This is a genomic window from Prevotella sp. AM42-24 (assembly GCF_003461825.1).
In the GTDB taxonomy this organism is placed as follows: Bacteria; Bacteroidota; Bacteroidia; order Bacteroidales; family Bacteroidaceae; genus Prevotella; species Prevotella hominis.
Genome location: NZ_QTXV01000093.1, coordinates 1 through 8,792, shown reverse-complemented (window position 1 = coordinate 8,792; position 8,792 = coordinate 1). Strand labels below are relative to the sequence as shown.

The window sequence follows — 8,792 nt, the reverse complement described above, 5'->3', positions numbered from 1 at the left end:
TTCCTCATTCTTCTCTCAAACACTTTTTATATGTACTTTCCTCAGCCGGAAATATGAGTTGGAATATACATAGCGGTCATTGGTGTATGTATTGCTCATGCTTGATGGCAGCCATACCAGCTGGGCATACTTGGCATCCGTACGGTCCGGTGTCCATGTATTGCCATACATTTCTCTCAGAATACTCTGACCCAGACTACCGGCTGCTGATTCCTGCATAGTACTGTAGTATGCATGACCTCCAAACTGATACTGGAAGAGCATTGACAGGGTGAGGTTCTTATAAGATAAGGTATGAGACCAACCTCCGAACACCTTTGGCTCCGGATTGGCGATAGCCGTACGGTCTGCCTCGGTAATATACCCGTTGCCATCTGTATCCACAAACATATAGTCGCCTACGTGAGCACCATCCTGATAGAAATCATATCCGTTTGTCTGTGCCTGAGAATTCTGTTCATCAATCTGTTCCTGACTCTGGAAAATACCAGCCACCTTGTAACCCTTCACGGTTCCCATCGCATGACCTTCCATGTAGAGATCCTGGTGTATCATGTCGAGTGTAGAACCATTGAGCTTGGTTATCTTATTCTTGTTGGATGAGATACTGAGCATCGTATTGTAGGTGAAATCCTTGGTGCGAACCACATCTCCACCGATAGAGAACTCGAAACCATTATTGGTCAAGTCGAGGATATTGCTGTAGAATGTACCGATACCAAACTCCAAGGCGATAGGAGCTGGAGCCAAGGCGCCATCTGTCTTACGATGATAGATATCAAAGCTACCGTTCAGTCTGCCATTGAAGAACGAGAAGTCAACACCGGCATTGTACTCAGTAGTCATCTCCCACTTGATATCCTTGTTAGGATAAGTAGTGGCTAAGGTAACGGCACTCTGTCCACCGTAGATATTGGAGTTGAAATACTGGATGTAAGAGAAGTCGGATACATTGGTAGAACCGGTCTTACCCCAACTCAGACGGAGTTTCAGATCATCCACATCCTGTACTGATGCCATGAAAGGCTCCTGATTGACGCGCCATGCCAAAGAAAGTGCAGGGAAAGTACCACGCTTGTTGCCAGGACCAAACTTGGATGACTCATCGGAACGGAGACTGAAGTCGAGCAGATAACGTGAAAGATAATCATAGCTCAAACGGCCATAGAGGGAATTGAGTCCACTCTTGGAATAAGTCTCCATAGGCTTGTTGACGGTAGTTGCAGAACTGGCATTGTTGAGCACATCGTCATTAGGGAATCCGCTGTAAGCCTGGTCGTGTTCCTTGCTCCAGTATCTGTCAGCACTATAACCAGCCATCACGTCGAAGCGATGGTCGTCAGTAATCTTGAATTTATAGTCAGCACGGAAGTTGATAGACGTATTCGTGTTGCGATAGTTAGCCTCTGCGAGCGTAGAAGTTGGTTCTGTCTCATACTGTTCCGGCAAGGAAACTTTCGGAGAGAAATAGCTATTGCTGAAGATGAAACGGGATATGTTGGCATCAGCATGGAGGGTAAGACCTTCGATAGGCTTGATGTCAATATAGGCATTTCCTGAGAACTGGTCGTTCTCATACTGGGTCTTTCTCTGGAGTTTGCCCACCGGACTTGCATCCATATAGCTACTTGCATATTCGCCAAACTTATCTACTCGTTTCAGGTTACCATCAGCATCACGCACAGCCATGTCAGGACGAGTCTTCCATGAGTCGTTGTCATAGCCCAATGCAGGATCGTTGCTGCCGCTCTTGCGAGAAGAGTAGGTATAGTCGAGCACACCACCCACGGTGATATACTTATTGATTTCAGAATCCAAAGAGAGTCTAGCTCCATATCTCTCCATACGGTCGTTGATGAGCAGACCTTCCTGGTTCATACCGTTGAAGGAGAATGAATAGTTGGTCCTGTTGCTGCCGCCTCTGATGGCAACATTATACTGGTGGGTAGGCGCATTCTTATTGATTACTTCCTTAGCCCAGTTGGTATTCGCAGAACCGAAAAGGCTCTCATTGAGTCCGTTGTATGTATAGGCACCCGTTTCGGCATTATATCCGATGTTACCAAATTGGCTCAGATAGTCGGCTACACCATACATACCTACCATCGAACTGCCGTCGTTCATGCCGTTTACCGTATTGCGCAGGATTTCGTCCTGTACATTCTTGTATTCAGAAATGTTCAATGGCTTATAGTTCTTGATAGGATTACTGAAAGAGAAGGTGTAGCCGAAGCTTACCTTGGTCTTTTCATTGCGCTTACCGTTTTTCGTCTTGACAATGACCACACCATTGGCACCACGAGAACCGTAGATGGCTGTGGCAGCAGCATCTTTCAGCACATCGATGCTTTCGATGTCGTTAGGAGAAATATTAATAAGCGGATTGATACCGGTATCCTCCATGAAGGTAGGCACACCGTCAATCACGAAAAGAGGCTGGTTGTTGTTGCCCTTACCCGATTTTGGATAAGGAGAAGTGATACCACGGATATTCAACTTGAGGGTAGAACCCGGTTCACCATTGGAAGTTGTGGCCAACACACCCTTCACGGTACCTTGAAGAAGTCCGTCGATTGTAGGAGTCGTAGCAGCCAATTTGCTGATCTGCTCCTGGTTTACGGTAGAGATGGCACTGGTCACATCCTTGCGACTCTTGCTGCCATAACCAATTACTACGAGGTCGTCGAGAGCCACATGATCCAGTTCAAGCATCATGTTCTGTTCTTTCACACCCATGAATTCGATGAATTTCGTCTTAAAACCGATACTCGAATACACGATTTTAGGATGAGACATGGAAGGGAATTCCAGAATATAATTGCCGTCAGCATCCGTGATGACACCATAGCTGGTGCCTTCAATCTTGACGGTAACTCCTACCAGAGGATTTCCTTCGGAATCAATAACACGGCCTTTCACAAAAGTGTGACCTTTTTCTTGAACTTTTACAATACTCATCTCTTCGCCCATGCTTGCAGGAGGGGTAGCATGGACTGCTCCCACTGAAGCTGCTGCCATCAGGAGCAACAGGCTTTTTTCCTTCTTCATAATAACTATGTGTTAGTTGAACTTCATATTGATGTTGCAAATTTAATAAAAAACATTGATATACCTAACAATTTGCTAAAAAATTAACGTAAATCTGCATAAATATTTAAATTTCGGGAAAAATAAGCTGGAATAACAGCTAAAAAGACAAAAAATAGCCGGTTCTTATACACTTTGAAGAACCGGCTTATATTTATTCTCATTTGATTTTCTTCATCGGATGACGCTGAGTTAACGGAACATCTTTAGTTTCCATCTGGCTTGGTAACATCCTGGTCTGTGGATGGATACCAGAGGAACTTATTGAAGTCATCTGGCTGGGCTGGATTGAAATCCTGCCAGTCTGGACGGAGATATTTCAGGAATGGCAGATGGAGCTGCTTCATTCCCATCACCACCATCTTGGCCACCTCATAGGCTCCGTATGGATTGAAGTGGGTATTATCCTCTAATGCCTTCGGCTGATTAGGATAAGTGTTGGCTGGATAGTGAACCAGCGATTTCTTACTGTTCTCATAGCCCAATGTCTCGAAGAAAGTACGGGTCATATCATGAAGTTCGATGACAGGCACACCCTCTCTTTTTGCCACAGCTCTCATGGCATCAGGATAGTCGCCATGCGTTTCCTGTATTTTGCTGCGGGTAGCTTTATCAAAGAAACGGCGTTGGGTAGGAGTCACAAAGATGATGTTTCCACCCTTAGCGCGTACCTTATCTATATACTGCTTCAGATTGTAGGAGAAATTATACCAGGCTCCACTTCCTGGAGTCTTCTCTTTCTGGTCGTTGTGTCCGAACTCACAAATCACATAGTCGCCCTTCTTCATCATGGCCAATACTTTCTCCAGACGGTTGGAAGCTAAGAAGGAACCGGCTGTCAATCCGCTCTCTGCATGATTGGAAATAGCTACTTCCGGACCAAACCAGCGTGGAATCATCTGTCCCCAACTGGCGTATGGTTCATGAGCCTGATCCACTACGGTTGAGTTACCACAGAGGAAGATGGTTGTGGCAGTCGTGTCACGCTCTATCTTCACCTGTTTTACGGCAGGAGCAGCACCATAGAAGTCAAGAGTCAGCTTGTCATCCCAGTCAGGTGTGCCCTTCTCACGAGGTTTGATACGTACGTTCATCTTATCAGAAATCTTAGGTGAACGCTTGTTGACGATAAACTGGACGGTCTGGAATTTACCCTTCTTGGTAGAAATTTCATCCACCATGAGTCTTCTGGCTTCAGCACGCACCACCGTCTTGGCTGCCTTTTTCTTGGAGCCGAGGACAACCGTCACCTTGTAGTTGCCATCAGGCACTTCCACAGCGTAACTTTTAGGATTTTGCTTACTCAGATCTACCTCGAAAGTCTGGGCTTTCACATTTGCGGACATCGCCAGCATCATCATACCGGCGAGTAGCCATTTCGTTTGTTTCTTCATTATATGTTTTAGTTATTTGTTAATTTGGCTACAAAAGTACAATATCTTTTTCAAAAACATTAGTTTTTCCGTTCATTTTTTGCATATTGTTCAGATATTACTTCGCCATATTGTAGGACTCGTCTTGACGATGCGGGAGAAGACTCGGGAGAAATAGGAAGCAGAAGAGAAACCGACATGATAAGCTACTTCTTCCAATGTGGCACCGGGATGAGCCAACATATAGACCTGTGCCTCCTTGATGCGCAAGGTGGTAACCCAGGTACTGAAGTTGACAGCATGTTTCCCATTGATATAACGGGAAAGATAAACCTTATTGGTACCCATTTCGGAAGCCAGACTGTCGATGGTCAACTGAGATGAGAGATACTTCTTATCATCCACCCATTGTTGCAAACGTGCTCCGAAGAGATTCTCATAATTCTCCAACTTAGACGTTTCCGGTTCCTGGTTGGAATCGTTTTCTATTTCATCATTCATCACTGACGCTAAATTGAGCGTGCCATAATATGGGCGGTAATTGATGAAAGAGATGACGATATAAAGATTGACACTGACGATATACACCTGGTAGGCATAATTGAAATAGATTCCGAAGAAGAGAGTGAGATAGGCAAAGACACCCAAGAGGCACAGGAAGAAGAGGCTTTTCTTCGTCCAGAACATGAAACGCTGCATATTATCATCGGAGAAGTAATTATCCAACTGTTCCCTTTTCTTCCTATAGATAAACTGGAAATGGAACATGTATCTTACCACGATGCTACAGAAAAGCAGGGTGGAAACGATATACAGACAATAGGCATAAGGTGCAAAAGGCTCCAAAAGGGTAATCCAGGAAAAGGAAACCGTCAATATCCAACACCCGAAATCCTTCAGCATCCTCTTTTTATTGATATATTGCGAATCCAACAGGGAGGCAAACGAATAAGCAAAGCATATACATGTCAGGAAAAACAGGCTGATGTCCATACAGGCAATGATGGAATTGAGCGCCTCCCAATCTTGAGAGGAAAAGATTTCCAACCAAAGATACAGGTTGATGAACATAACAAAAAATGCTGATGCCAAGAAATATTTTGCCTTACGATAAGGGGCATAGTCTGCAGTATCCGGTACACTCAGGAATACCAGGATAATGCCTATCACCAGATAACTTGCATCGACACACTGAATCAGTTCTGCGAAATATTTTTCCAGTAACTCCATAATAAACAGCTTTTATCAAATCAATAAATTATCATCACTTACTTTTAGCACACTTTGATTCACATAGCAATCTGATTGCCATACGAACAGAGAGTATTATTAGACGTACATAATCTACTAAAAGTCCTTTGATCTTGAGTATTTTGAAGATCGTCATTAGGTTTTTATCATTTTTGTTGAGTCTATATGATGTTTATAGGCATAGTTTTTCAACTACCCTGCTTGCAAAAGTACAAAAAAATAAGTTTTCTCCAAATTATTTAAGCAAAAAAATGTGTTATCCCAGCAGAATTTCTGCCAAGATAACACATTTTTAATATATTTCACTGTTTAATAGTACGCTACATATACTTCTGATTACCAGTATCTGCTGTCAAATGGATCAGATGAACCACCCCAACTAGGATCCTTACCCCAATCAGTGTCAGGACCAAAGATATGACCGTGATCATTACCATCTGGGTCATTAACGTTATTTGCTTTATCGACTGTCCAACTGTTGCTTGCCATCAGCATATTCTCAGAGAGAACCATTTGTATTTCCGGTTTAATATATTGAGTTTTCATCATAATCATCCTTTCTTATCTTCAATAAGTTAGTCTTTACTTAACAAACACTTTCTTGCCATTCACGATATAGATACCGGAAGGTAAGCCTGAAACATCGGTACTGCCGCTGCGAACAAGCTGTCCATTGAGATTGAACACACCGAGTTTCGCAAACTTGGAATCGATGCTGCTGTCTTCTGTGGCCATGATTCGCTCTACATCTGTAGTATAGTCAATGCCATCCAGGATAAACTTGGAAGTGGCTGCACCTGAAGTTTGCTTATATGGCTTGAACCATACGCTGAAACCACGCAAGCCACGAACTTTGTTGCCAGCATAGACCATTTTTCCTTCATGGAAGAAATAGCAATGTTGCAGATTATCTCTACCCTCAATAATCGGATTATTCTTATTTACGGTAAAGGTTGTCTCAGTATCAGCTATTTCACTTCCGTATGTTCTTGCAAAAGTACCGAATGCAGCTAAAGTTCCATCTGTCACGATTTCGCTCGCCTCAGTCTTGTTAGCAAGTTTCACTTTATCCAAACTCAACGACCAAGTTTCCTTAATGAGTCCAAAGAGATCATTCTTGTTTTGGTCATTTCTCTTGAGGCTGACATTCGGAATATCAATATGGTTGGCTGCGATAGTTACCTTATGCTCCTCGATTCCAGAACCAGTACCTGTCTTATGAAGGGTTGCCGTATATTCAGGTGTTCTCTCATTTGCCAAGTCCTTTGTAGGATAGATGATATAAGGTACGTACGCCGCAAGAACTACGTCATCATTTTTCTTTCCTGCAATCTTCACCGTTGTAAACTGGATCTGATTTCGAGTGAGCGTTGTCAGTTTTGCCAATCGGGCATTAGCTCCGAATGCCTGAGTGAACTGGTCTTTATTCAAGTCAACTGGGAGAACGATGGTGTTCCATTTATTGATATTCTTATTGAAAGATTTCTTGTTGAGATGGAGAACCACATCGTCATAAGTTTCTGTACAGTCGAGAAGATAGTTCAGATTATCCTTGTCTTCATCCAATATCAAGTCGCGAGAGGTGGTAGAACCTGCATAGAGAAGACGGAAATCATCAAATACTGTCCACTCATTATTACTTTCAACAACATTATCAGTAACAGAACCTACACGAACACCGAAGCAGATGTTACCGCCACCTTCTGGAACCTGCACGAGTACACTATTGAAGTACTTATGGCTGCCATAGAATTCCTTACCAGCATAATCCATGTTCTGTTCGCTGATATGCAATTTTTTCTGTTCTGTCTGAGACATGTTTGCCGTCTGCATGACTACAGTTTCGCGGAGGGAACCATCTACTATTTCTTTATAATTTGTAGTCCCTTCTTGTGTTTCTTTCAAAAGAACAGCAAAGAGCTTAGCCTTATTTGTATTAGAATAAGCCTTGCATTCGATAACATAAGAACCGCCATGATCTACGTGTACCACCTGATAGACTGCGCCACGGGTATTCTTGATATCTGCGCAATAATATTTACCAAGATGAGTCTGGTAATCATTCATACTCGTATAGTTGGTTCCATTGAAAGTATATGATGTAACACTACCTTTATAGTCGTATGATTCATGTTGCGGGTCTGTTTTATAACGTTTCTCCAAACCAAATCGGAATGATCCAGTAGCTCCATCCTTATAAACAGCAGTCTTCCAATTATCAAGCTTACCATTATCACGGTTGAATCCAGGGCACTCTAATTTGAATGACAAATCTAATGAACTCTTAAAGCCGATAGAATTCTTTTGCAAATTATAAAGCTGCTCATAAGAGAAAATACGCCACTGAGAGCCGTCATCACTATAGTTAGGTTTATCTGTCTCCAAGAAAGCACCACAATTTTTATCCACATCACCCTGAGAAGCGGCTGCAGAGAGGTAGTATTTATCATAAGGGGTAGATTTGCTATACCCATTTTCACTACGGCGATAAGTGTATATTCTGAAGGTATTTTTAGCATCTCCAATAGGTTCAATCGTCCAACCACGCTGAATCACGGTCTTTTTTGTATCATAGATATCGCGATCCACGAAGACACCATTGTTGACAGCAGCATTACCAGTATTAGAATCTTTATAGAAGTATTCCAACGAACAGCCTTCCCCTGATGAAGCACTCTGCTTATCAATATCCTGCTGGAAATGAATCCAACCATCGCCGTCTGCATAAACCCAAAGAGGCATTCCATATTCCTGAAGAGACACATGGGTTCCCCAATAGCCTCCTACATTGAGCAGCAGACCGGTCTTTACATTATACAAGAAAAAGATTTGTTTCTTATCCGTTGGAAATTCACCATGCTTACCGTTCTTTGCATAATTCGCCATCTCACTTGCAGAAATACCTTCAAGTTTTTCCAAACCATCAAAGGGTGAAGCAGAACCATTACTATCTTGTGCCTTGGTTCCCTTGACTGCTCCGAAAAGCAAGAATATAGCCAAGAAAACGGCAAAGATGGAGCGATGCTTAAAAGCATTAAATGACTAAAGTTTCCCACCCTTGTTTATAGGGCATTTTTGAGT

Annotated in this window: 5 protein-coding genes; all 5 read right to left on the bottom strand. The window is 42.8% G+C overall.

What is annotated here, in order from left to right:
- Positions 1-15 precede the first annotated feature (15 nt).
- The 5 genes from DW917_RS15600 to DW917_RS15585 all read right to left on the bottom strand — a co-directional run bounded on the left by DW917_RS15600 (position 16) and on the right by DW917_RS15585 (position 8,711).
- Positions 16-3,048 carry a TonB-dependent receptor gene (locus DW917_RS15600; RefSeq protein WP_118120199.1) on the bottom strand — a complete coding sequence of 1,011 codons (3,033 nt, stop codon included), beginning with the start codon at positions 3,046-3,048 and terminating at the stop codon, positions 16-18.
- A 245-nt stretch (positions 3,049-3,293) separates the two neighbouring features.
- A complete protein-coding gene (locus tag DW917_RS15595; protein WP_370453544.1) occupies positions 3,294-4,433 on the bottom strand; it encodes a rhamnogalacturonan acetylesterase in 1,140 nt (379 codons plus the stop codon).
- A gap of 138 nt (positions 4,434-4,571) precedes the next feature.
- Positions 4,572-5,690: an AraC family transcriptional regulator gene (locus DW917_RS15590; RefSeq protein WP_118120197.1), complete on the bottom strand. Its 1,119-nt coding sequence runs from the start codon at positions 5,688-5,690 to the stop codon at positions 4,572-4,574.
- A gap of 357 nt (positions 5,691-6,047) precedes the next feature.
- Positions 6,048-6,260: a hypothetical protein gene (locus DW917_RS17360; protein WP_158570214.1), complete on the bottom strand. Its 213-nt coding sequence runs from the start codon at positions 6,258-6,260 to the stop codon at positions 6,048-6,050.
- A gap of 33 nt (positions 6,261-6,293) precedes the next feature.
- On the bottom strand, positions 6,294-8,711 hold the full coding sequence (locus DW917_RS15585; RefSeq protein WP_118120196.1) for a hypothetical protein: 2,418 nt from the start codon (positions 8,709-8,711) through the stop codon (positions 6,294-6,296).
- Positions 8,712-8,792: the final 81 nt, after the last annotated feature.